Origin of the sequence: Kitasatospora sp. NPDC059747, from assembly GCF_042732955.1 — a bacterium.
GTDB lineage: Bacteria > Actinomycetota > Actinomycetes > Streptomycetales > Streptomycetaceae > Kitasatospora.
In genome coordinates this window covers 1-20,024 of sequence record NZ_JBHWGV010000052.1, presented here as the reverse complement: position 1 = coordinate 20,024, position 20,024 = coordinate 1, and the positions used below count along the sequence as shown (strand labels likewise).

21 protein-coding genes are annotated in these 20,024 nt (G+C 74.8%); 12 read left to right on the top strand and 9 right to left on the bottom strand.

Annotated features, from left to right (window positions below; translation table 11 throughout):
• Nucleotides 1-76: 76 nt before the first annotated feature.
• Nucleotides 77-865: a serine protease gene (locus ACFV4G_RS22765; protein WP_380443195.1), complete on the bottom strand. Its 789-nt coding sequence runs from the start codon at nucleotides 863-865 to the stop codon at nucleotides 77-79.
• 586 nt (nucleotides 866-1,451) lie between these two features.
• On the opposite strand from ACFV4G_RS22765, the gene ACFV4G_RS22760 reads away from it, so the two are divergent.
• The 3 genes from ACFV4G_RS22760 to ACFV4G_RS22750 all read left to right on the top strand — a co-directional run bounded on the left by ACFV4G_RS22760 (nucleotide 1,452) and on the right by ACFV4G_RS22750 (nucleotide 6,430).
• A complete protein-coding gene (locus tag ACFV4G_RS22760; protein ID WP_380443192.1) occupies nucleotides 1,452-2,132 on the top strand; it encodes a transglycosylase SLT domain-containing protein in 681 nt (226 codons plus the stop codon).
• 227 nt (nucleotides 2,133-2,359) lie between these two features.
• Nucleotides 2,360-3,376, top strand: a complete 1,017-nt coding sequence (locus ACFV4G_RS22755) for a glycosyltransferase family 2 protein (protein ID WP_380443190.1) — start codon at nucleotides 2,360-2,362, stop codon at nucleotides 3,374-3,376.
• A 132-nt stretch (nucleotides 3,377-3,508) separates the two neighbouring features.
• The gene (locus ACFV4G_RS22750; protein ID WP_380443188.1) at nucleotides 3,509-6,430 is read left to right on the top strand and encodes an FAD-binding and (Fe-S)-binding domain-containing protein; all 2,922 of its coding nucleotides are present in this window, start codon (nucleotides 3,509-3,511) and stop codon (nucleotides 6,428-6,430) included.
• Here the strand turns inward: ACFV4G_RS22750 and ACFV4G_RS22745 are convergent.
• Entirely contained in the window at nucleotides 6,427-6,903 is a 477-nt protein-coding gene (locus ACFV4G_RS22745; RefSeq protein WP_380443186.1) for a DUF1453 domain-containing protein, read from the bottom strand. The two genes, ACFV4G_RS22750 and ACFV4G_RS22745, sit on opposite strands and share 4 nt — an antisense overlap.
• Before the next feature lie 73 nt (nucleotides 6,904-6,976).
• Between ACFV4G_RS22745 and ACFV4G_RS22740 the strand changes: the two genes are divergently transcribed.
• Nucleotides 6,977-7,597 (top strand): TetR/AcrR family transcriptional regulator, encoded by a 621-nt coding sequence (locus ACFV4G_RS22740; protein ID WP_380443184.1) that lies wholly within the window; start codon nucleotides 6,977-6,979, stop codon nucleotides 7,595-7,597.
• 32 nt (nucleotides 7,598-7,629) lie between these two features.
• Nucleotides 7,630-8,040, top strand: coding sequence for a PaaI family thioesterase (locus ACFV4G_RS22735; protein WP_380443182.1), 411 nt, complete (start codon nucleotides 7,630-7,632; stop codon nucleotides 8,038-8,040).
• A 31-nt stretch (nucleotides 8,041-8,071) separates the two neighbouring features.
• Here the strand turns inward: ACFV4G_RS22735 and ACFV4G_RS22730 are convergent, their stop codons facing one another.
• Both ACFV4G_RS22730 and ACFV4G_RS22725 read right to left on the bottom strand, forming a co-directional pair.
• Entirely contained in the window at nucleotides 8,072-8,515 is a 444-nt protein-coding gene (locus ACFV4G_RS22730) for a CBS domain-containing protein (protein ID WP_380443180.1), read from the bottom strand.
• A 111-nt stretch (nucleotides 8,516-8,626) separates the two neighbouring features.
• Entirely contained in the window at nucleotides 8,627-9,580 is a 954-nt protein-coding gene (locus tag ACFV4G_RS22725) for an SPFH domain-containing protein (RefSeq protein ID WP_380443178.1), read from the bottom strand.
• A 211-nt stretch (nucleotides 9,581-9,791) separates the two neighbouring features.
• Between ACFV4G_RS22725 and ACFV4G_RS22720 the strand changes: the two genes are divergently transcribed.
• Nucleotides 9,792-10,493: a uracil-DNA glycosylase gene (locus ACFV4G_RS22720; protein ID WP_380443273.1), complete on the top strand. Its 702-nt coding sequence runs from the start codon at nucleotides 9,792-9,794 to the stop codon at nucleotides 10,491-10,493.
• Nucleotides 10,494-10,634: 141 nt separating this feature from the next.
• Here ACFV4G_RS22720 and ACFV4G_RS22715 read toward each other — a convergent pair whose 3' ends face one another.
• Nucleotides 10,635-11,513, bottom strand: a complete 879-nt coding sequence (locus ACFV4G_RS22715; RefSeq protein ID WP_380443176.1) for a CHAD domain-containing protein — start codon at nucleotides 11,511-11,513, stop codon at nucleotides 10,635-10,637.
• A 214-nt stretch (nucleotides 11,514-11,727) separates the two neighbouring features.
• On the opposite strand from ACFV4G_RS22715, the gene ACFV4G_RS22710 reads away from it, so the two are divergent.
• From ACFV4G_RS22710 to ACFV4G_RS22700, 3 genes are all read left to right on the top strand, one after another.
• Nucleotides 11,728-12,399, top strand: coding sequence for a hypothetical protein (locus ACFV4G_RS22710; protein ID WP_380443173.1), 672 nt, complete (start codon nucleotides 11,728-11,730; stop codon nucleotides 12,397-12,399).
• A 180-nt stretch (nucleotides 12,400-12,579) separates the two neighbouring features.
• On the top strand, nucleotides 12,580-13,389 hold the full coding sequence (locus tag ACFV4G_RS22705) for a thioredoxin domain-containing protein (protein ID WP_380443171.1): 810 nt from the start codon (nucleotides 12,580-12,582) through the stop codon (nucleotides 13,387-13,389).
• A 68-nt stretch (nucleotides 13,390-13,457) separates the two neighbouring features.
• Nucleotides 13,458-14,111 carry a vitamin K epoxide reductase family protein gene (locus tag ACFV4G_RS22700; RefSeq protein WP_380443169.1) on the top strand — a complete coding sequence of 218 codons (654 nt, stop codon included), beginning with the start codon at nucleotides 13,458-13,460 and terminating at the stop codon, nucleotides 14,109-14,111.
• Between the two features lie 18 nt (nucleotides 14,112-14,129).
• Here ACFV4G_RS22700 and ACFV4G_RS22695 read toward each other — a convergent pair whose 3' ends face one another.
• The 4 genes from ACFV4G_RS22695 to ACFV4G_RS22680 all read right to left on the bottom strand — a co-directional run bounded on the left by ACFV4G_RS22695 (nucleotide 14,130) and on the right by ACFV4G_RS22680 (nucleotide 16,874).
• A complete protein-coding gene (locus tag ACFV4G_RS22695) occupies nucleotides 14,130-14,633 on the bottom strand; it encodes an NUDIX domain-containing protein (protein ID WP_380443167.1) in 504 nt (167 codons plus the stop codon).
• A gap of 120 nt (nucleotides 14,634-14,753) precedes the next feature.
• A complete protein-coding gene (locus ACFV4G_RS22690) occupies nucleotides 14,754-15,827 on the bottom strand; it encodes a serine hydrolase domain-containing protein (RefSeq protein WP_380443165.1) in 1,074 nt (357 codons plus the stop codon).
• A gap of 60 nt (nucleotides 15,828-15,887) precedes the next feature.
• Nucleotides 15,888-16,421 carry a GNAT family N-acetyltransferase gene (locus ACFV4G_RS22685; RefSeq protein ID WP_380443163.1) on the bottom strand — a complete coding sequence of 178 codons (534 nt, stop codon included), beginning with the start codon at nucleotides 16,419-16,421 and terminating at the stop codon, nucleotides 15,888-15,890.
• A gap of 36 nt (nucleotides 16,422-16,457) precedes the next feature.
• Entirely contained in the window at nucleotides 16,458-16,874 is a 417-nt protein-coding gene (locus ACFV4G_RS22680; protein WP_380443161.1) for an ankyrin repeat domain-containing protein, read from the bottom strand.
• Nucleotides 16,875-17,307: 433 nt separating this feature from the next.
• Between ACFV4G_RS22680 and ACFV4G_RS22675 the strand changes: the two genes are divergently transcribed.
• From ACFV4G_RS22675 to ACFV4G_RS22665, 3 genes are all read left to right on the top strand, one after another.
• Nucleotides 17,308-17,502, top strand: a complete 195-nt coding sequence (locus ACFV4G_RS22675) for a hypothetical protein (protein WP_188305060.1) — start codon at nucleotides 17,308-17,310, stop codon at nucleotides 17,500-17,502.
• 124 nt (nucleotides 17,503-17,626) lie between these two features.
• A complete protein-coding gene (locus ACFV4G_RS22670) occupies nucleotides 17,627-19,243 on the top strand; it encodes a hypothetical protein (protein ID WP_380443159.1) in 1,617 nt (538 codons plus the stop codon).
• Nucleotides 19,244-19,519: 276 nt separating this feature from the next.
• A complete protein-coding gene (locus ACFV4G_RS22665) occupies nucleotides 19,520-19,894 on the top strand; it encodes an RNA polymerase-binding protein RbpA (RefSeq protein WP_329929550.1) in 375 nt (124 codons plus the stop codon).
• The last annotated feature ends 130 nt before the right edge of the window (nucleotides 19,895-20,024 follow it).

Sequence of the window (20,024 nt, the reverse complement as noted above, 5' to 3'; positions counted from 1 at the left end):
GCCCGCCCCCGCCCCGCCCCCCCCCCCGCCGCCCGCCCGCCCCCCCCCCCCCCCCGGCGCCTCTCCGCATCACCGGTCAGAGGGTGGCCGCGGCCGCCGCGATGTCGGCGGCGTAGGTGCTCACCTTGGTGTAGACGCCGGGGTAGCCCGGTCGGGCGCAGCCGTTGCCCCAGCTGACGATGCCGACCTGGACGGGCCGCCCGGCCGAGTCGGCCCGGAACATCGGGCCGCCGGAGTCGCCCTGGCAGGTGTCGACGCCGCCCTGGTCGACGTAGCCCGCGCACAGCGAGGCCGAGGTGACGAGGTTCGGGTAGGCGGTCGTGCAGGCCGCGTCGTCCACGTGCGGCACGGTGGCCTTCAGGAGGTACTGCTGCTGGTCGCCGCCCTCGGTGGCCGCGCCCCAGCCCACGATGGTGAAGGTGCCGTCGTCGTACGCGGTGGAGTCGGTGACCGGCAGCGTGGCGACCTGTGCGCCGCCGACCGGCGCGCTCAGCTTGATGAGTGCCCAGTCGTTGCCGTTCTCCGCGCCGCTGAAGGCGGGCGACTGGTACACGTACGCGGACTGCGCGGTGATGGCGTCGGGGCTGTTGAGGTCGACGACGCCGAGTGTGGCCGTGATGGTCGTGTCGGCGCCGGTGCCGTTCACGCAGTGCGCGGCGGTGAGGACGATCTGCGGGCTGTAGAGCGCGCCGCCGCAGCCCATCGAGAGCCGCACCATGAACGGGAACTCGCCCTGCGCGGCCTGCGTGCCGCCGACGACCGTCTGGGACGGCGTCGGGGCGGCCGCGGCGGGCAGGGCCGTCATGCCCGCCGCGAACACGAATCCGGCCAACAGACCGACGATCCTTCCGAATTGACGCTTCATCGATACCTCCTGGACAGGTCGGGAGGATCGAGCGTGGCGCGCCGCGGCGGCGCGGCAGGAGGGGTCGGGCCCTGCCAGCCCGGCTTGGCAGGAACACAGCAAGGCGGGATTCCACCACATTCCGGTGACGATCCGACCACTCTCCGCCGAACTCCGCCCGCCAAACATGTGAGGCCGCCCACAGGGGTTTCCCCATCTACGACTCTCCGTAGCAGAAGCCCCGCACCGGGCGCCCGACCCGCTTGATCCCGGGCCCGCCCGGCGCCTCACCCCACCTGAAGAACGCAGGCCACCATGCCGTTCCCCCTCTGGATCACCGTCCGCAACCGGCCCGCAACCTCCAGCCGAACAACTCGGGCAATCCACTCAAAACGGGCGACCACCCCCCGCCGCACCCACTACCCGGCGTAGTAGCGAGCGCCTTTGCCACCCGTCCCCGGCCCTGCCAAGAATGGCTCGTCGCCAGGCAGCGCCGACGGTCCCACCGCCGCGCCGCCCGGCCCGCCCCGCCGGTTCCGCCGGGGCGCCGCGGCCGTCCGAGGACGGTCGTGTGATGCCACCCGACGGAAAAGGACCTTCCGCAGTCATGCCGCTCAGCCATGCCCGCCGCAATTCCCTGATCACCGGTGTCGCCACCCTCGTCGTGGCGAGTGCCGCCACCGCCGCGCTGGCGATCCCGCAGGCCGGCGACACGGCCGAGGCCGCCACCCCGGTCGCCGCCGTCTCGGTCGTCGACCAGGCCGCCCAGGCGCCGCAGACCCCGCAGGCCGACCCCGCCGCGCAGGCCCAGGCCGACGCCGCCGCGGCCGCCCAGGCGCAGGCCCAGGCCGCCGCCCAGGCGCAGGCCCAGGCCGCCGCCCAGGCGCAGGCCGAGGCCGACGCGAAGGCCCAGGCGGACGCCAAGGCGAAGGCCGACGCCGACGCCGCCGCGTCCCGCTCCCAGCAGCGCCAGACCCTCAGCGCCGCCCCCGCGGCCCCCACCGGCACCCCGCAGCAGATCGCCGCCCAGCTCGTGCCCGCCGGCCAGCTCCAGTGCTTCAGCAACATCGTCTCCCGCGAGAGCACCTGGAACCCCCTCGCCGTCAACGCCTCCTCCGGCGCCTACGGCCTCGTCCAGGCCCTCCCCGGCTCCAAGATGGCCTCCGCCGGCTCCGACTGGCGCACCAACCCCGCGACCCAGATCAAGTGGGGCCTGGACTACATGAACTCCCGCTACGGCAGCCCCTGCGGCGCGTGGTCCTTCTGGCAGACCCACCACTGGTACTGATCCGGCCGCCGGCACCGAGCCGGCCCCTCCGGCACCCCCACGGGCCCGCGGCGCGCAGCGCGTCGCGGGCCCGTGCCGTTCGGATACGGCCAGGTTTCTGGCGTGGACGCGTCCGGAAGGCGGCGTGAAGATATCGCGCACGGTCGTGCGGTTTGCCGGGGATTGCCCGGAATTACGGGGCGTCAGGGCTTTGCCACGGTTCGCGCGCCCTCTTACGCTCCGGCGTCATGCCCTCACCCCTGATCAGTGTCGTGCTCCCCGCTTACGACCAGCACGAACAGCTGGCGGACTGTTTGGACTCGCTGCTCGGCCAGTCCTTCCGGGACGTCGAGGTGATCGTGGTCGCCGACCGCTCCGCCGAGACCCCGCGCGACCTCGTGGACGCGTTCGCGGCGAAGCACCCGCAGGTGTCGGTGCTGCACCTGGACGCCGCGGTCGGGGTGGGCGTGGCGCGCAACGCCGGAGCGGCGCGGGCGGCCGGCGAGTACCTGCTGTTCCTGGACGCCGACCACGTACTGCCGCCGGACGGGCTCCAGGCGCTCGCGGACCGGCTGGCGGAGACCGGCCCGGTGGACGTCCTGCAGTTCGGGCACACCCGGCTGCACAACGGCCGCGAGTGGGCCGGCGGCGCGGCGCAGCGGCTGGCCGCGGCCGGGGGCGAGGTCGCCGGGCCGTTCGAGCGCCCGGAGCTGCTGGGCGCGCCGCCGCTGATCTGGGACCGCCTGGTGCGCCGCGGCCACTGGGCCGAGCTCAAGCTGGCCTTCCCCGACGGCCGGTACGAGGAGATCCCGGTCGTGTACGAGGCGATGCTCGGCGCGCAGCGGGTGGCCGTCCTGCCGCGCGAGTGCGTGCAGCTGCGGCGCCGGGAGACCGTCCACCCGACCGGTTCGCCCGGCGGCAGCGTCTTCGACCTCTTCGAGCAGTACGAGCGCGCCTTCGCGCTGCTGGAGGACCAGCCGCACCTGTACGCCGTCCGCGACGCGGTGTTCGTCCGGATGATCCGGCACTACCTGTTCGTGTTCGACCTCGCCGGGTGCGTGACGCGCGCCGAGCGGCCGCAGTTCTTCCACCGGGCCGCCGAGCACCACCGCCGTTTCCTGCCGCCCGGGCACAAGAAGCCGGGCGGGCGCGAGGGCGTCAAGTTCACGCTCCTGGCGGGCGGGGCGTACCCGGCGTTCGAGGTGGCGAAGCTGTCCCACATCGCGCGCGGCACGATCACGGGGGCCAACCGGCGCAAGCCCTGATCCCGGGATCGCGGGGCAGCGGCTACGGCGGCCACTCCGTCGGAGGAACGGGCGGGGTGGCCCACTGCCGCGCGGCACGTCGAGCTGTCATGATCGGCCGGAGCCGTCGCCGCACCGCCCCGGAGGTCCCCGGTGAGCCGTCCGTCCGCCGTCCCCGGAGCCGAGCTGGCCCGTGAGCTGGCCGCCGAGCTGCGCGGCGAGGTCCGCTTCGGCGCCGCCGAGCGCACGGTCTACGGCCACGACGCCTCCAACTACCGCCACCTGCCGCTCGGCGTGGTCAAGCCGGCCGACCGGGACGACGTGCGCACCGCGCTCGCGCTGTGCCGCCGGTACGCGGTGCCGGTGGTGGCCCGCGGGGCGGGCACGAGCATCGGCGGGCAGGCGATCGGGCCGGGCGCGGTGGTGCTGGACTTCCGCCGCCACCTGGGCGCGGTGCTCGACGTCGACCCCGAGGCCCGCACGGCCCGGATCGAGCCCGGCGTCGTCCTGGACGACCTCCAGCGCGCCGCCCGCCCCCACGGGCTGCGCTTCGGCCCGGACCCGTCCACGCACAGCCGCTGCACGGTCGGCGGCATGATCGGCAACGACGCGTGCGGCTCGCACTCCCTCGCCTGGGGGCGCACCTCCGACAGCGTCGAGCGGCTGGAACTGCTCCTCGCGGACGGCACCGAGCTGACCGTCGGCGGCCCGCTGACCCCCGCCGAACGCGACACGCTGCGCGCCCTACCCGGACGGGCCGGGCAACTCCACACGCTGCTCCAGGAGTTCACCGACCGCAACCTCGCGGCCATCCGCCAGGGCCTGCCCCGCCTGCCCCGCCGCGGCTCCGGCTACCCGCTGGACGCACTGCTCCCCGAGCACGGCCACGACCTGGCCCGCGCCCTCACCGGCACCGAGGGCACCTGCGCGCTGCTGCTCGGCGCCACCGTCCGGCTCGTCGAGGACCCGCCCGCCCGCGCACTCGTCGTGGCCGGCTACCCGGACGAGGGCGCTGCCGCCGACGCGGTCCCCGCCCTGCTGCCGCTGGGCCCGCTGACCGCCGAGGGCATGGCGGCCGACCTGATCGAGGCCCTCCTCGCCGCCGGCCCTCGCCCGCCCGCGCTCGACCGGCTGCCCGCCGGCGCCTGCTGGCTGTTCCTGGAGGTCGGCGGCGCCACCCGCACCGAGGCCTACCAGGCCGCCCGCCGGCTCGCCGACGCGGTGCGGCGCGAGCCGTCGGCCGCCGTCGCCCTCGTCACCGACCCGGTCGAGCAGCGGCAGCTGTGGGCCGTCCGGGAGGCGGGCGCCGGAACCGTCACCCGGCTGCCGGGAGGCGGTGAGGCCTGGCCGGGCTGGGAGGACTCCGCCGTCCCGCCCGAGCGGCTCGGCGACTACCTGCGCGACCTGCGCGCGCTGCTGCGCCGGCACAGCCTGCGCGGCGTGCCGTACGGGCACTTCGGCGAGGGCTGCGTGCACCTGCGGATCGACTTCCCGCTCGGCGAGCCCCAAGGGGTGCTGGTCTTCCGGGAGTTCCTGGAGCAGGCGGCCGATCTGGCCGTCTCGTACGGCGGTTCGCTCTCCGGCGAGCACGGCGACGGACAGGCCCGCGCCGAGCTGCTGCCGCGCATGTACCGGCCCGAAGTCCTGACGCTCTTCCGCGAGTTCAAGCACATCTGGGATCCGGAGAACCTGCTCAACCCGGGCGCCCTCGTCGACCCGCGCCCGCTCGACGCCGACCTGCGCTTCGTCACCGCCCCGCGCCGCGCCCTGCCCCTCGCCCTCCCGTACGAGCAGGACGGCGGCAGCCTGACGAAGGCCGTGCACCGCTGCGTCGGCGTCGCCAAGTGCGTCGACACCAGCACCGGGGTGATGTGCCCGAGCTACATGGCCACGAGCGAGGAGCGGCACTCCACCCGGGGCCGGGCCAGGCTGCTCGCCGAGATGCTGCGCGGCGCGGGGACACCCTCCGGCCACCGCTCCGAGGCCGCGATCACCGACGGCTGGCGCTCGGAGGAGGTCCGGGAGGCGCTGGACCTCTGCCTGGGCTGCAAGGGCTGCGCGAGCGACTGCCCGGTGCACGTCGACATGGCGACGTACCGGACGGAGTTCCTGTACCAGCACTACCGGCGCCGCCTCCGCCCGCGCTCCCACTACTCGATGGGCCGGCTGCCGCTCTGGCTGCGCGCCGCCGCCCTCGCCCCCGGGGCCGCCAACACCCTCGCCCGCTCCCCGGCCGGCGCCCTGCTGAAGCGGCTCGGCGGGATCGACCGGCGGCGCGTCCTGCCCGTCCTCCCGCCGGAGACCTTCACCCGCTGGTACCGCCGGCACCGCGCCGCGCACCCGGCCCCGGCGGGCGCACCGCCCGTCCTGCTCTGGCCGGACACGTTCTCCGAGCACCTCCAGCCGAACGTGGCGCGCGCGGCCGTCGAGGTGCTGGAGCACCTGGGCTTCGACGTCCGCCTGCCCGCCGGCCCGGTCTGCTGCGGCCTCACGTGGTACTCCACCGGCCAACTCGACTCCGCCCGGCGGGTGTTGCGCCGCAGCCTGCGCGCGATCGACGCAGCCGGCCTGCCCGCCGACACCCCCGTGGTGGGACTCGACCCGAGCTGCACCGCGAGCCTGCGCGAGGACCTCCCCCGCCTGCTCGGCCCGGACGGCCGCCCGCTCGCCCGACGCACGCTCACCTTCGCCGAGTTCCTCGACGAACACGCCCCCGACGCCCCGCTCCCCCGCATCCCGCGCGACGCCGTCACCCAGACCCACTGCCACCAGCACGCCGTCCTCGGCACCGCCGCCGACCGCCGCGTCGAAGCCCGACTGGGCCTGCACAACCGGGTCCTGGACTCCGGCTGCTGCGGCCTGGCCGGCAACTTCGGCTTCGAGCAGGGCCACTTCGAGATCTCCGAGGCGATCGCCGAACGCGTCCTCCTCCCCGAACTGCGCGCCACCACCCCCGGCACGGTGATCCTGGCCGACGGCTTCAGCTGCCGCACCCAGATCACCCAACTCACCGAAGGACGCCGGGCGCTGCACCTCGCCGAGCTGATCGCCGGGGGATTGCGGGAGGAGGACTAGACCCGCCGCTCCGGGGCGAACGGCGTGCCGCTGGACAGGGCGCGGTGGCCGACGGCCAGGGCCTCGCCCAGGAAGCCGGTGCCGATGGAGAGCTGGACCGGTCGGGCGTCCGCGGCGAGGCCGAAGTGGGCGGCCAGCGCGGCGAATCCGGCCATGACGGCGAGGGAGATCCCGGCCACCAGGAACGTCCGCCAGGTGTAGCGCTGCCACAGCACGCCGTCGCGCTCGTAGACGCGGACGGTCACGCCGCGGGCCGCTCCGAGTGCGGTGCCGAGGACGGCGCCCGCGGCGATCCAGGCGTAGTCCGCCGCGTGCAGGCCCGCGTGCCGGGAGACCGTCCAGAGGCCGATCCCGGTCAGCACCACGGGCGGCGCGAACAGGTCCCGGGCGTTGAGCGGTTCGCCGTTCAGGCGCCGGACGACCACCACCGCCACCACGGCGGCGATCAGCCCCGCGTGCAGCCAGACGTTCATGTCGGTTCCCCCCACGTTTTTAGCTCGACTGTGCTAAATCAGCAATTTAGCCCACCCGTGCTATAACGACAACATGCCCAAGATCGTGGACCCCGCGGAACGCCGCCAGGCCGTCGCCGACGCCGTACTGCGGGTCGCCGCCCGGGACGGACTGGAACACGCCTCACTGCGCAACGTCGCCGAGGAGGCCGGGCTCGCTGTCGGGTCGGTCCGGCACTACTTCGCGGGCGGCCCGGAGCTGATGATCTTCGCGATGCAGGAGCTGGCCCGCCGCATCGACGCCCGGATCCGCGCCCACGCCGGCGCCCTGCTCGACCCGGCGACGGCCGCCGGCGACCGGCCCGCCCGCACCGAGGCGCTGCTCGCCGAGGTCCTCCCGCTGGACGCCCGGCGGCGCGAGGAGTCCGCGCTCTGGCTCGCCTTCGTCACCGCCGCCCGCACCCGCCCCGAACTCCGGCCCCGCGCCGCCGAGATGCAGGCGGGCCTGGACGACCTCGTCCGCCGCGTCCTCGAAGAGACCGCCCGCTCCGGCGCCCTCGCCCCCGGCCTCGACCTCGCCGTCGAGACCCGCCGCCTCTCCGCCCTCCTCGACGGCCTCACCCTCCAGGCCGTCCAGCACCCCGACCTGGTCGGCCCGGACGAGCTGCGCACGGTGCTGCGCCGCCACCTCGACAGCCTCACCGCACCCGGCTGACACGGGGCCACCAGCGGCGCCACAATGGCCGGATGACCCTCACCACCGCCGAGGCGGACAAGATCCTGGCCGACAACTTCGCCCCCTGGGTGCAGGCGCTCGGCCTGTCGGTGACCGAGACCGGCGAGCGGCACGCCGTGCTGCGCCTGCCGTGGTCCGGGCAACTGGCCCGGGAGGGCGGCGGGCTGTCCGGGCAGGCCCTGATGGCCGCCGCCGACACCGCGAGCGTGATCGCCGTGTCGGCGGCCCGCGGCGGCTTCGGGCCGATGACCACCGTCCAGCAGTCGACGACCTTCCAGCGCGCCGTCGCCGAGCGGGACGTCCTGGTGCACGCCCGGGTGACCAAGCTCGGCCGGCGGATCGCCTTCCTCGACATCACGCTCACCGCCGAGGGCGACGAGGAGCCGGCCGCGCACGCCACCACGGTCTACGCGCTCGCCTGACCGGACGCTCCCTCCGAAGGGCGGACGCGCGTCACGCGTCCGCCTTGGGCGCCTCCTCCGCGCACACCGCCGACACGAACTCCGCCACCCGCGCCTGCGGCATCCCGCGCGCGATGTCCGCCTCGCTGATCATCCCGACCAGCTTGTGTTCGGGGTGGTTGATCACCGGCAGCCGGCGCACCCGGTACTGCTCCATCACGCGCAGCACCTGCTCGGTGTCCTCGTCCGCCTCCACCGTCATCGGCCGGCCCTCGGCCAGCTCGCCCGCCGTCACCGCGGACGGGTCCCGGCCCTCCGCGATGCACTTGAGCACGATGTCACGGTCGGTGACGATGCCCAGCAGCTTCTCGTTCTCGCCGCAGATGGGCAGCGCCCCGACGTCCCGGTCCCGCATGATCCGGGCGGCGGTGGCGAGCGTCTCGTGCTCGCGGATGCACTCCGCGCCCGGGTGCATGATGTCGCTGGCTCTGGTCATGGTCCGCCTCCCTGACGTGCCTGCCGGCCCCGTTGTCCATCGTGGTCCGGGCGGCCGACGGTCGCCACCGGGGCAGCCCCGGGGAGCCTCACGGCCGCCTCCGGACCGCCCTCAGGCCGCCTTGCCGTGCTCGGCGCGCCGGTCCTCCGCCTCCGCGCCATCCAGCGGGGGCGACGGCTTCAACAGCTCCTCCAGCGGCGGGAGTTCCAGCTGCTGCGCGCCGTCCTCGACAGCCGGCCGCGCGGTGTCGACGGCCGCCTGTGCGGTCTCGGCGACCGCGTTCCGCGCCGACCGCAGCTGGGCGTCCGTCGCCGAGTCCAGGAAGCGCAGCAGCTCCACCGGGAACGGCAGCACGAGCGTCGAGTTCTTCTCCGCCGCCACCTCCACCACGGTCTGCAGCAGCCGCAGTTGGAGCGCCGCCGGGGTCGCGCTCATCACCGCGGCGGCCTCCGACAGGCGGGCCGAGGCCTGGTACTCGCCGTCCGCCGTGATGATCCGCGCCCGGCGCTCGCGCTCGGCCTCCGCCTGCCGGGCGATCGAGCGCTTCATCGACTCCGGCAGGGCGACGTCCTTGATCTCCACCCGGTCGATCTGGATGCCCCAGCCCAGCGCCGGACTGTCGATCATCAACTCCAGGCCCTGGTTGATCGGTTCGCGGTTGGCCAGCAGGTCGTCCAGCTCGCTCTTGCCGATGATCGACCGCAGCGAGGTCTGCGCGACCTGGGAGATCGCGAAGTTGTAGTCCTGCACGTTGACGGTCGCCTTGACCGGGTCCTCCACCCGGAAGTAGACCACCGCGTCCACCCGCACGGTCACGTTGTCCCGGGTGATGCCCTCCTGCGCCGGGATCGGCATCGTCACGATCTGCACGTTGACCTTGCGCAGCTTGTCCGCGATCGGCATCAGCGCGACCAGCCCCGGCTCGCGCACCTCGTCCCGCACCCGCCCGAAGCGGAACACCACGCCCTTCTGGAACTGCTGGACCACCCTGATGCTCAGGCCCGCCCAGACCGCCCCCAGCCCCACCAGACCCCCGATCGCCCCCAGCACCGCATCGACGATCATCGCGGCCTCCTCGCGCGCGCCCACCCGTCCCGGCCGTGGCCGACCCGGGCCGACCGGGGGCCGCCGGAGCAGCTGGTTCCACGCTACGCCTGCCCGGGTGCGAGCCGGGAGAACGTTGACCGGCCCTAGGATCGTCGCCATGCCGCTGTCCCCCGCCGACGACCCCGGCCACCCGCGCCACCCCGCCGAGGCCGCCGCCCGCGCCGCCGCAATGGCCGCCCTGGACCGCGTCGTCACCGGCTGCCGCGCCTGCCCGCGCCTGGTCGAGTGGCGCGAGGAGACCGCCCGCACCAAGCGCCGCGCCTACCAGGACTGGGACTACTGGGCCCGCCCGATCCCCGGCTTCGGCCCGCCCGACGCCCCGCTCGTCCTCGTCGGCCTCGCCCCCGCCGCCCACGGCGCCAACCGCACCGGCCGCATCTTCACCGGCGACCCCTCCGGCGACATCCTGTACGCGGCCCTGTACGAGCTCGGGCTCGCCAACCGCCCGGAGTCCGTCCGCCACGGCGACGGCCTGGAGCTGCGCGGCGTCCGCGTCACCGACCCGGTGCGCTGCGCCCCGCCCGACAACAAGCCGACCACCGCCGAGCGCGACACCTGCCGCCCCTGGATCACCCGGGAACTGGAGCTCCTGCGCCCCGCCGTGCGGACGGTCGTCGCCCTCGGCGGGTTCGCCTGGCAGGCCCTGCTCCCGGCCGTGGCCGCCGCCGGCTGGGAGGTCCCGCGGCCACGCCCCGCGTTCGGCCACGCCGCCCACGCCACCCTGCCCGCCACCGACGGCGGCCCGCCGCTCCACCTGTACGGCTGCTACCACGTGAGCCCGCGCAACACGAACACCGGCCGCCTCACGACCGAGATGCTCCACGACCTCCTCCGCACCGCCGCCCGCACCGCCGGCCTCGACCCGAAGTAGCGGGGCGGGGTGCTCGGCCGAAGCGCCGCGCCGCCATGATCCCGCCGTCGACCAGGCACCCCCTGAGGCCCCCGGCGCCGGTGCCGTGGCCCTGGTGCCGTGGCCGGACAGGTCCACCATGTTGCGACGCCCGGCACGGCACTAGCCGAAGCGCACCAGCCTGTGCCGCGACGCCCGGGCCCACACCGCCGGGAGGCGGTCCCGGGCCGCCTCCGCCGCCGCCAGCTGTCCGCCGTACAGCACGCCGTACGCGAACGCCTCGCCGCTCGTCGCGGCCTGGCCGGCCAGGGCGACGGCGGCCACGGCGGCGTCCTGGTGCTCGCCCAGCACCTCCTGCACGGCCTTCATCCGCTCGACGTACCGGTCCGCCGCCCCGCCCACCGCCGGCGCGGCGGTCTCACCGGCGTAGCGGGCGCGCTTGGCGGCCTTGCGGGCCTCGTGCAGGGCGCGGTCCCGGTCCTCGGGCCCGGCGGCCAGGGCGGCCCGCACCCGGCGGCCGGTGCGCCGCTGCTCCCTGGCGGCGATGCGCGACAGCTCGGGCACCGCCGGGCGCCGGGCCCGGCGGCGCAGCGGCGGGGCGGCCAGCAGCCCGGCCAGCCCGGCAGCGAGGGCACGGCGGCGGGAGCTGTCGAGGGCGGCCACCACTTCGGGCCGGATCCGGCGGTACTCGGCCCCGCCCCACCGTTCCAGTTCCGCGGCCACCCGTTCCGGGCCGCACTCGGCGGGCAGCTCCCGGGCGCGGGCCGCGAGCCGCTCGGCCAGGACCTCGCGGTCGCGCGCGCGGCCGAGGGCGGCGGCCAGCCATCTCAGCTCGGCCACGAGCTCGTCCGTGGCGCCGGCCGCGAAGAGGCGCCGGTACGTCCGCAGCGCGCTGCGCAGGCGCCGGCAGGCGACCCGCATCCGGTGGACCGCGTCCGGCTCGTCCGCGCGGACGGCGTCGTCGAGTCCGGCGAGCACGGCGGCCTGGGCCTCGATGCGGGCGAGCAGCACCTGTCCGACCGTGGCGTCGGGCCGGGCCATGGGCGTTCACCCCCTCGTCGGGGTCGCCGCCCCATCCCGGGAGCGGCGAAACGCCTTCCAGGCTAGTCCTCCGACCCTCCTTGTCTACTGGGCGTTCATCTTCCGTCCACCACGGGCGACCGCGCGGCACGACCCGCCACCCCCTCCCGAGGGGCACCGTTCCGGCCCGCACCCTCGTGCCGGGTGTAAGGGTCGTGACATACTCCCGGACGTGATGACGTCCACCCGTGCGACCAGGGCCCTGCGGGCCGCGGTGTTCACCGCGCTCGCCGTGCCGCTGTCCGCGCTGGGCCAGGTGGTCATCACGGGTCGCCCGCTGCCGCTCACGCTGGTGGCCGCCGCGACCGCCGTCGTCTTCCTGGTGTCGGCCGCGCTGGCCGGCGGGGAGCGGCGGCTGCTGCACATCTCCGCCGTGATGGTGCCGGTGGAGCTGCTGCTCAACACGACGTTCAACCTCGGCCAGACCGGCTGTGGCCCGATCCTGAGCGAGCACGTGCCCGCGCGCGGCATGAACCTGCTGGTGTGCGGCGGCGGTTCGGTGGACGGCTCGCTGCTGTCCGGGCCGCTCGGACACGACGGACCGTTCGCGCCCGCCGCGACCCAGCTCCTCGTCCTGCTGGTGCACCTGATGATCGCGGTGGCCGCGTCCGCCTGGCTGCGGCTGGGCGATGCCGCCCTGACCGGGCTGGCCCGGGCGCTGCGCGCCCTGCGCCAGTCGGTGGCCGCGCCGCTGCGGGCACTGCTCCTGCTGCTGGTCCCGGCCCCGGTGCGCCCGGTGCTGCGGGTGCCGCTGCCGGTGTCCGACCACGAGCGTCCCCGCCGCGAGGACGTCGTCCTCAGCCCCGCGCCCCGGCGCGGCCCGCCGGCCTTCGCGCCGGCCTGCTGACACCGTTCCCACGGCCACGGGCCCGGCGCACGACTCCCGCGTTCACCCACCCCGCCCCTCGGCACGCCCCAGTGAGGCACGGCCCTCCGAGGCACAGCCCAACGAGGCACGCCCCTCCGAGGCCCGCCCGAGCGAGGCATCCCGCGCGCACCCGCGCGCCGCGTACAGGAGTTGACCCCCATGGCTCAGGCCAACAGCAAGCAGTCCCAGCGCATCAGCGCCCGCGAGCGGATCCAGGAGGCGCAGCGCCGCGAGCAGGCGGCCGCCAAGCGCCGCCAGCGCATCGTCATCGCCGTCGCGTCCGTCGTGGTCCTCGCCATCGCGGGCGCCGGGGCGATCGCCGTGAACTCGGCCAAGAAGGACAAGGAGACGGCCGCCGGGTCGGGCTCCTCGGCACCGCTGGTCGTGCCCGCGAACGCCTCCGGCCAGGACGGCACCGTGATCACCTACGGCAAGGCCGACGCCCCGCACACGATGGAGGTCTACGAGGACTTCCGCTGCCCGGTGTGCAAGCACTTCGAGGCGGCCAACGGCGAGACGGTCAAGCAGCTCACCGCGGACGGCCAGATCAAGGTCGAGTTCCACCTGGCCGCGTTCCTGGACAAGGCCCTCGGCGGCAAGGGCTCGCGCACCGCGCTGGCCGCCGCCGGCGCCGCGCTCAACGAGGGCGTGGACAAGTTCAAGGCCTTCCACGACGTGCTCTACAAGAACCAGCCCGACGAGCGCACCGACAGCTTCGGCGACACCAACAAGATCCTGGAACTGGCCGACCAGGTGCCGGGCCTGAAGACCGACGCCTTCGTCAAGGCCGTCCAGGACGGCACCTACGCGCCGTGGGCGGCCAAGGTCGCGAACGCGTTCAACGACAGCGGGGTGCAGGGCACGCCGACGGTGAAGGTCGACGGCAAGCCGGTCACACTGTTCTCGGGCCAGAACCCGGCCACTCCGGACCAGTTCACGGCGCAGGTCAAGCAGGCCGCCGGCCTGTAGCGAGCTCCACCGGCCCGGCCGAACCCCGGCCGGGCCGGCACCCTTCCCAGCCACCGGAGTGTGCTGCCATGACCGCCTCTACCTCCGTGCACGTGCCCCGCCCCGCCGCCGGCCCCGCCCCGGGGGGCGCCCCGATCGGCGCCGGCCGGGCGCTCTCGCTGCTCCTGCTCCTCGCCGGGCTGATCGGGCTGGCGGCCTCCGCCGTCCTGACCTTCGACAAGCTCCGCATCCTGGAGAACCCGTCGTACGTCCCGACCTGCAACATCAACCCGGTGATCAGCTGCGGTTCGGTGATGCGCACCGAGCAGGCGGGGGTGTTCGGCTTCCCCAACCCGCTGATCGGGCTGGCCGCCTTCGGCGCACTGGCGGCGATCGGCGCGGGACTGCTGGCCGGCGCCGCGTACCGCCGCTGGTTCTGGCTGGGCCTCCAGGCGGGGACGTTCCTGGGCGTGGTCTTCGTGCACTGGCTGATCGACCAGGCGCTGTACGAGATCGGCGCGTTGTGCCCGTACTGCATGGTGGTGTGGGCGACGGTCGTGGCGCTGTTCTGGTACACGACGCTGCACAACCTGCGCTCGGGCGTGATCCCGGCGGGCCCGCGGCTGCGGACGGTCGTGCGGGAGGCGGCGCGCTACCACTGGGCGCTGCCGGTGCTGTGGGCGGCGGTGATCGCGCTGCTGATCCTCAACCGGTTCTGGTACTACTGGAGCACTCTCGTCTGACGGTCGGCCGGGCAGAGTTCAGCCGAGGTAGCCCGTCGAGTGGAGCAGCGCGGTGAGCCCGGCGCGCCTGGCGTCCAGGGCCCGGGTGAGCCGCCGTGCCGCGTTCGGGTGGAGCAGCGCGGCCGCCCGGGCCGGGGTGAAGAAGCCGTACTCGGCGATCTCCTCGGCCTGGCAGCGGATTTCGGCGGCGGCGTCGAGCACCCCGCCGTCGAACATGAACTGGACGGCGGGGTGGGCGTGTTCGCGCTGCTTGGGGATCGGGTCGCGCCACTCGACGACGACCAGCCGCGGTTCGTCGTCGAGCACGAGCCCCGTCTCCTCGCGCAGTTCGCGGGCGGCGCACTCGGCCGGGCCCTCGCCGGGGTCCATGCCGCCGCCGGGGAAGAGCCAGTGGGCGCGGTAGATCGGCTTCAGGAGGAGGACGTTGCCCATGGCGTCGGTGAGCAGGACGCTGCAGCCGACGTACGCGCGCACCATGCGCGCCAGCCACTCCCCCTCCGAGAGCTGCCAGGTCTCCGTCATCGCGACTCCTCCGCCACCACCCGTCCGTCGTGGCCCACTCTGCCCCAGGTTCCGCACCGGGAGCGGTGGTTCGTGCGAGATCCACCCGATCGGGTGGCGCGGGGGCCCAACAGCACGGCGCTAGCCGAAGACGGCCCGCCGGAAGGCGTTGCGCAGGTCGGTGAGCGGCTGGACCTCGCGGTCGTAGTGGACCTTGTTGGTGAGCAGCAGCGCCCAGCGGCCGAGCCGGCGGGAGATCCAGATCCCGGTGCCGGTGAACCCGTAGTGGACGAAGGTGCCGTCGGCCGGGTCGGTGCCGGGGGCGACGAGCCAGGAGAGGCCGCGGGCGGGGGCGAGCCCGCCGGTCTGTTCGCGCAGGGACTCGGCGATCCACGGCTCGCCCCAGGAGAGTCCGGGCGGCGGGTCGAGCAGGGCGGTGAGGAAGCGGCCGAGGTCGCGGGCGGTCGAGAAGGCGCCCGCGTTGCCGGAGACGCCGCCGAGGAGGCGGGCGGACGGGTCGTGGACGACGCCGCGCAGGTGGGCGCCGAGGGTCTCGTCGTACTCGGTGGGCGCGGCGTGGGCGGTGTCGCCGGGGCCGAGCGGCCCGTAGCGGGTGTCGGACATGCCCAGCGGCCGCCAGGCCCGGCGGGCGGCGAGCTCGTCGAGCGGGGCGCCGCCGAGGTGTTCGACGAGGTGGCCGAGGAGCACGGCGGCGCGGTCGGTGTACTCGACGGCGGTGCCGGGCGCGCGGTGCAGCGGGGCGGCGATGACGCCGGAGCGGATCGCCGCGAGGTCGCGCCCGTAGAGCCGCTCGAAGTTCGTCCGTGGCAGCAATCCGGCCGTGTGGGCGAGCAGTTGACGGGCCGTCACCTCGCCGGCCGGCCGCCCCGCGGCGTCCGGCCAGTAGTGCCCGAGGGGTTCGTCGAGCGGGAGGCGGCCGGCCTGCCACAGCGCCCCGGCGCACGGCCAGAGCGCGACGATCTTGGTGAGGCTCGCGAGGTCGTACCGGGTGTCCGGTCCGGGCGAGAGCCGCGCGTACGAGCCCTGCCCGAGCGGCCCGTGGGCGCCCCGCCCGACCGTCCCGCCGGCGTCGCCGACGGCCCAGACCGCCCCCGCCCCGACTCCTCGCGCGCCGGCGCGGACCAGCCGGTCCAGCGCCCCGCCGGGCGCGGCCAGGGCGGGGAGCCGGTCGGGCGCCGGCGGTTGGTGACTCATCCGTCCCCCTGAACGTGCCCCGGACCGGTCTCGCCCGGAGCCTACCCGGCGGACGGTCCGTCAGTCGGACGCGGAGGTGAACTCCTTGCCGAGGCAGATGCTCTGCGGGTGCTCGCGGTAGATCCCGAACTTCCGTATCGCCTCGTACCCCTCGGAGTGGTACAGCGCGACGGCCTCGGGCTGCTCGGTGCCGGTCTCCAGGACGAAGCGCGTGCGGCCGGCCTCGGCGGCGGTCTGCTCCAGCCGGCGCAGCACGCCCCTGGCGAGGCCGCGCCCGCGGGCGCCCGGGACGACGAACATCCGCTTCAGCTCGGCGTCACCGTCGCGCAGCCCGTGCGGGCCGGCCTGCTTGGCCCGCCACCCGCCGCAGGCGACCGGCCGGCCGTCCAGGTAGGCGATCAGGAACAGTCCGGCCGGCGCCTCGAAGTCGTCGGGGTGCAGCACGGTCTCGTCCGGGTCGCCGTAGCGGCGGACGTACTCCTGCTGCACCTCGGCCGACAGGGCCTGGGCGTCGGGGTGGCCGTAGCCGGTGACGCGGTACTCGACGGTGCCGGCGGCCCCGGCCGACGTGCTCTCTGTCGCGCTGCTCTCCATGGTCGAAAAGCCTACGACCTGGGGCGCGGCCTGGACTCAGCGGCCCTCGAACCGGGCGAGGAGGTCCGCCTTGCCGAACATCGCGGCGGCGTCGACGGCGGACGGGAAGCCGGCCTTCGGGTCGGCGCCGGCGGCCAGCAGGGCGTCGACGACGTCCACCGCACCCTTGAAGACGGCGCCCGCGAGCGGGGTCTGGCCCTTGTCGTTGGCGCGGTTCGGGTCGGCGCCGCGCTCGACCAGGGCGGCGACCGTACCGGCGTGGGCGTGGTAGGCGGCGAGCATGAGCAGCGTGTCGCCGCTGCCGTTGGTCAGGTTCGCGGAGACGCCCGCGTCGACGGCGGCGGTCAGGGCGGCGGTGTCCCCGGCCCGGGCGGCGTCGAAGAGCTTCCCGGCGAGCGCGATCACCTCGGCGTCGGGGGCGTCGGCGGGCTGCGGGCTGGCGGCGTCGGTCATGGCGGGCGGCCTCTCGTGGTCGATTCGCGGGCGGTTCGCGGTCGGTTCGCGGTCGGTTCGTGCTCGGTGGCGGTGCCGGCCGCGCGTACCGCACCGTAGCCGCCGGGCGGACGCCCGGGCCAGCACGCGTCCGGATGGCGGATGCGGGCTCCACCGGAAACGACACGCCGACGGATCGGTTGCGCAGCCGTTCGAGCGAACTTCCGGGACCCCCCGGAAACTTCCCGCCCACCCGCCGGGAATGCCTCGCCGCACCGCAACAGAGCGCCGCACGGCCCCGACCCGGGCCGGTTCGCATACCTCCGCCCGAGCCCCACGGCGGTATTGAACGGTGAAACCACCCATTTGCACCGTTCCATCATCTATTACTTTTTGTCACGATTAGGGCACTTTCAGTGACACTGTCCCTGTCCCCCTCCCCGAGGAGCAGAACGTGATCCTCTCGATTTCCGGCATCGTCCTGTTCGGCACCATCGCCTTTCTGTTCTTCCGCCGGGACGGACTAAAGGTCTCCCACGCGATCGTCTGCGCGCTCTTCGGCTTCTACGTCGCCGGCTCCTCGATCGCACCGAGCATCACCGCGGGCGGCGCGAGCCTCGCCAGCCTGCTCGGCGGCCTCAGGTTCTAGCGCCGCCACTCCCCCGTACGGGCCCGGGCGCGGATCCCACCGCCCCGGGCCCCGTCGTACGACGACAGTCCCAGCTCCATCCGCTTCACCCCCCACCCGTCCCGACCGCCCGGGGAGTCAAGGAATGTCGCTCCACCGCCACCTCGGCAAGGGCCGTGAGATCGCCCGGACCGCCGGGGACCACGCCTCCGACATGTTCGCCCCGCTCACCGTCATCGGCCGCGGCCTGCGCCACCACACCGGCTGGGCCAAGGACCGCTGGCAGGCCACCCCCAAGGAGCGCCGCGGCCCGACGCTGTTCCTGTCCGCCGCGATGCTCGTCGGCATCTACCTGCTGCCGCACGGCCTGCTGTTCGCCCTGATCGCGCTCATGGCCAGCGCCGCGTGGGCCGGACGGGCCCCCAAGGCGCCGCCCGCCCCGCCCGCGCCCGACGTCGCCGACGTCAAGCTCGCGGCGCTCTACTCCGCGCTGACGCCCTACCTCTGCGGCCCCGAGGACGCCAACCCGCTGTACCACTTCGAGGGGAGCTACAAGAGCGCCTTCGGCTCCTGGGAGTTCGACGGCGAGGGCCGGCTCTCCCGCCTGGAGCTCACCTATCCGGCGTACTTCACCGACACCGAGCCGGCCGCCCGGGCCCGGATCGAGCAGGTCGTCCAGGGCAAGGCCGGGCGGGCCCGCGAGTACCGCTTCGACTGGGACGAGGAGTCCAACAAGCTGCGGATCTCCGCGATGAGCCCGCTGCCCACCGACATCGTCGCCCAGCGCTTCGTCGCCGCCCCCGGCGAGATCGTGCTCGGCTTCACCGACGAGGACGGCACCGCCCGCACCATCCCGGTCGGCCAGGGCGGCGCCGTGACGCAGCAGCCGCCGGTGATCTGGCGCACCGGGCCGCGCTCGGGCGAACCCCACCTGCTCGCGCTCGGCGTCGCCGGGTACGGCACCTCCAGCCTGGTCCGCTCGATCGCGCTCCAGGCCCTCCCGTACGCCGACCTCGTGGTGATCGACGGCGCCGGCACCGGCGAGCACGCGTGCCTGGTCAACCGGCCCGGCGTGCACACCGTCGAGACCAGCCTGCACGGCGCGCTCGCCGCCCTGGAGTGGGCCGCCCAGGAGACCGACCGGCGGCTCGCCGCGCTCAACACCGCCCGGCACACCGGCAGCGCCCCGCCGGAGGACGTCACCCGGCCGCTGTGGCTGCTGCTCGACCACCCGACCGAGCTCAGCGAGCTCGCCCACGCCGAGGGCCGCCCCGACCCCCAGGACCTGCTGGAGCTCCCGCTGCGGCACGGCCGCGCCGCCCGCGTCACCGTCGTGATCGCCGACGACGTCGAGGCCAGGGACCGGCTCACCCCCACCGTCCGGACCACCACCAGGGCCCGCGTGCTGCTCGGCCCGGCCGGCCCCGAGGAGGGCCACCTCGCGCTCGGCGCCCCGCTCGACATCGTGCCCGCCGCGCACGCCCCGATCGGCCGCGGCTACGCCCGCATCGGCAACGGCGTCCCGGTCCGGCTCCAGGTGCCCGCCACCGTCGACCCGCTGGACGACGAGGCCCCGGCCGCCCTGCGGGACGCCGTGATCGCCCTGCTGCCGCACCGCGACACCCGCACCGAGGCCGCGGCCGACGCACCGCCGCGCCCCGAGCAGCCGCCGCTGGTCCGCCCCGCCGAGCCGGCGCCCGCCGTCCGGCCCGTGGACCTCGGCAAGGGCGAGCCGATGATCCGTTCCCGTCCGATCTCCTGACCGCACGGAACCGGGGGCGCCGACGGCTTCCGGATCCCGTCCCGGTACGCTCGTGACAGAAAGGCCGCACGATCACCAGATGTGAAATAGGTGACACCTGGGGTGATATCACCGGCCAGATGTGACAAATCGGGCGCCGGTGGGTACAAACAGGGGCGGCACGACAGACGACGCATGTCCCGGGACGGGAATCTTCGTCGGAAGCCGAGCGTTGACCGAACGACGAAGAACAGCGACCACTAGTCCTGTGGGCCATAAGCCCGGGAGGCACGATTCATGAGCGAGCGAGCTCTCCGCGGCACGCGACTCGGGGCCACTAGCTACGAGACCGACCGTGGTATCGATCTGGCTCCCCGCCAGACCGTCGAGTACGCATGTCAGAACGGACACCGTTTCGAGGTTCCTTTCTCGGTCGAGGCGGAGATCCCCCAGACCTGGGAATGCCGCTTCTGTGGCCAGGAGGCGACACTTCTCGACGGCGACGAGCCGGAGGAGAAGAAGACCAAGCCGACGCGCACCCATTGGGACATGCTGATGGAGCGCCGTACGCGCGAGGAGCTGGAGGAGGTGCTGGCCGAGCGGCTGGCGGTGCTCCGCTCCGGCGGGATGAACCTCGCGGTTCACCCGCGTGACACCCGCAAGAGCGCCTGACCCTCTCTCCCGCCCCGGCGGGAGGACGCGAAAAGGGACCCTGGGATCCAGGGTCCCTTTCGCGTGTCCGGACCCGGCCGGTCTGTCCGGACGGTCCGGGCAGGCAGAAGCCCCGGCCGGGCCCGTGAAC

Bases quoted from the DNA above. Each gene is read 5' to 3' on its own strand.
- ACFV4G_RS22715 (WP_380443176.1), bottom strand. From the start codon at position 11,513: ATGGCCCGGCCCGACGCCACGGTCGGACAGGTGCTGCTCGCCCGCATC.
- ACFV4G_RS22720 (WP_380443273.1), top strand. From the start codon at position 9,792: ATGGCCGCCCTGGACCGCGTCGTCACCGGCTGCCGCGCCTGCCCGCGC.
- ACFV4G_RS22695 (WP_380443167.1), bottom strand. From the start codon at position 14,633: ATGACGGAGACCTGGCAGCTCTCGGAGGGGGAGTGGCTGGCGCGCATG.
- ACFV4G_RS22705 (WP_380443171.1), top strand. From the start codon at position 12,580: ATGGCTCAGGCCAACAGCAAGCAGTCCCAGCGCATCAGCGCCCGCGAG.
- ACFV4G_RS22745 (WP_380443186.1), bottom strand. From the start codon at position 6,903: ATGAACGTCTGGCTGCACGCGGGGCTGATCGCCGCCGTGGTGGCGGTG.
- ACFV4G_RS22710 (WP_380443173.1), top strand. From the start codon at position 11,728: ATGACGTCCACCCGTGCGACCAGGGCCCTGCGGGCCGCGGTGTTCACC.
- ACFV4G_RS22685 (WP_380443163.1), bottom strand. From the start codon at position 16,421: ATGGAGAGCAGCGCGACAGAGAGCACGTCGGCCGGGGCCGCCGGCACC.
- ACFV4G_RS22725 (WP_380443178.1), bottom strand. From the start codon at position 9,580: ATGATCGTCGATGCGGTGCTGGGGGCGATCGGGGGTCTGGTGGGGCTG.
- ACFV4G_RS22680 (WP_380443161.1), bottom strand. From the start codon at position 16,874: ATGACCGACGCCGCCAGCCCGCAGCCCGCCGACGCCCCCGACGCCGAG.
- ACFV4G_RS22760 (WP_380443192.1), top strand. From the start codon at position 1,452: ATGCCGCTCAGCCATGCCCGCCGCAATTCCCTGATCACCGGTGTCGCC.
- ACFV4G_RS22730 (WP_380443180.1), bottom strand. From the start codon at position 8,515: ATGACCAGAGCCAGCGACATCATGCACCCGGGCGCGGAGTGCATCCGC.
- ACFV4G_RS22755 (WP_380443190.1), top strand. From the start codon at position 2,360: ATGCCCTCACCCCTGATCAGTGTCGTGCTCCCCGCTTACGACCAGCAC.
- ACFV4G_RS22740 (WP_380443184.1), top strand. From the start codon at position 6,977: ATGCCCAAGATCGTGGACCCCGCGGAACGCCGCCAGGCCGTCGCCGAC.
- ACFV4G_RS22665 (WP_329929550.1), top strand. From the start codon at position 19,520: ATGAGCGAGCGAGCTCTCCGCGGCACGCGACTCGGGGCCACTAGCTAC.
- ACFV4G_RS22690 (WP_380443165.1), bottom strand. From the start codon at position 15,827: ATGAGTCACCAACCGCCGGCGCCCGACCGGCTCCCCGCCCTGGCCGCG.
- ACFV4G_RS22700 (WP_380443169.1), top strand. From the start codon at position 13,458: ATGACCGCCTCTACCTCCGTGCACGTGCCCCGCCCCGCCGCCGGCCCC.
- ACFV4G_RS22670 (WP_380443159.1), top strand. From the start codon at position 17,627: ATGTCGCTCCACCGCCACCTCGGCAAGGGCCGTGAGATCGCCCGGACC.
- ACFV4G_RS22735 (WP_380443182.1), top strand. From the start codon at position 7,630: ATGACCCTCACCACCGCCGAGGCGGACAAGATCCTGGCCGACAACTTC.
- ACFV4G_RS22765 (WP_380443195.1), bottom strand. From the start codon at position 865: ATGAAGCGTCAATTCGGAAGGATCGTCGGTCTGTTGGCCGGATTCGTG.